This window comes from Endozoicomonas sp. (assembly GCF_051008435.1).
Classification (GTDB): domain Bacteria; phylum Pseudomonadota; class Gammaproteobacteria; order Pseudomonadales; family Endozoicomonadaceae; genus Endozoicomonas_A.
Genome location: NZ_JBPCXO010000471.1, coordinates 1 through 1354, shown reverse-complemented (window position 1 = coordinate 1354; position 1354 = coordinate 1). Strand labels below are relative to the sequence as shown.

At 44.6% G+C, this 1354-nt stretch carries 2 protein-coding genes; one reads left to right on the top strand and one right to left on the bottom strand.

Annotated elements, in window-relative coordinates; genetic code table 11:
* Window positions 1–41: 41 nt before the first annotated feature.
* On the bottom strand, window positions 42–404 hold the full coding sequence (locus tag ACR2PX_RS23350; RefSeq protein WP_434001755.1) for a terminase small subunit: 363 nt from the start codon (window positions 402–404) through the stop codon (window positions 42–44).
* 236 nt (window positions 405–640) lie between these two features.
* On the opposite strand from ACR2PX_RS23350, the gene ACR2PX_RS23345 reads away from it, so the two are divergent.
* Window positions 641–1195: a recombinase family protein gene (locus ACR2PX_RS23345; protein ID WP_434001754.1), complete on the top strand. Its 555-nt coding sequence runs from the start codon at window positions 641–643 to the stop codon at window positions 1193–1195.
* Window positions 1196–1354 lie beyond the last annotated feature (159 nt).

Here is a 1354-nt window from a genome sequence, read left to right as displayed (position 1 = left end):
AACGAGTCGAATTATTCGATGGATTCGTGAGAATAGTTGACCTATTTAATCGAATTCATCGAATAATTGGGCCGTTCTTTCTGGAATTTAGGCCGAAATAGTCTTAAGTCCGACAGGCTCCTAGGGTTTCTCATTTTTAATTCGCCATCAGCCGCTTCCATAAGCTCACTGCAAAACTGAGCAATCGACCAAAGCTTTCTGCGTTTGTTAGTTGCCGTAATCTTGAGTTCACTACTGAGCTGTTCCAGCTGCTCACGAAGCGCTATCTGAATGTCAGCATTTGTTAACAGCCGACTTCCCTGACTTCTGGCTGTCTTTTTACTGTAACCAGCAGCAATAGCCGCACGAGTGGCATTCTGGTCAATGAGGTATTCAGCTAAAAAGTGAGCGTGTTTATCATTCATGCCATCAGTCCTTGATGAGATTTTATTTCACTATACCATTAGAGGCCAAAGGTCTTGAGCCTCTTTAATTGACCATCCACCTTGTAAAATTGAGTGTACCTTCTGGACACCGATCGCCTTGCTTCTAAGCTACTGATTTTACGTGTCAAATAACCTTTGATCCGATCAATTGGACACGATGTAAAACAAGATCTAGTTTTTCTTTTACACGAAGAAGAAGTAAAGGAAGTAGCAGTATGAAAGGCCAGAATGTCGGATACATCAGAGTCAGCAGTATTGACCAAAACACTGCACGCCAACTGGAAGGTGTTGAACTGGATACCCGCTTTGAAGACCATTGCAGTGGCAAGGACACCAACCGGCCTCAATTAAGAGCCTGCCTACGCCATTTGCGTAAAGGTGACCACTTACATGTCCACTCCATAGATCGCCTTGCACGCAGCCTGAAAGACCTACAGGAACTGGTTGAGGACCTGACCAAGCAGGGCGTTAGCATTCAGTTCCATAAAGAGAATCTGACCTTTTCCGGAGACAGCAACCCTATGCACAAACTGATGCTCCAGATGATGGGGGCCTTCGCTGAATTTGAAAGAAGCATGATTCGTGAGCGCCAAAGAGAAGGTATTGCTACGGCCAGGAAACAAGGAAAACAAATTGGAGCAAAACCGAAATTGACCCGGCATCAAATTGACGAGATTAAAGAGCGCCTTGATAGGGGAGAACAAAAGAAAGCTCTTGCGCTGGAGTATGGCGTTAGTAGGCAGACATTGTACAACTGCTTATCAAATTAACCTGTGAAGGAACTCTGACCGGAATATCTGGGACTAGGAGTCTGTCGGACTTAGCCGACCGTAGCGAGAAAAAGTCCGGTTTGAGACAGTTTTTATGATTATTTGAGGCGAATAGCGAGCTATTCAACGAAAAGAATCATAAAAAATGGCCAAATCCGG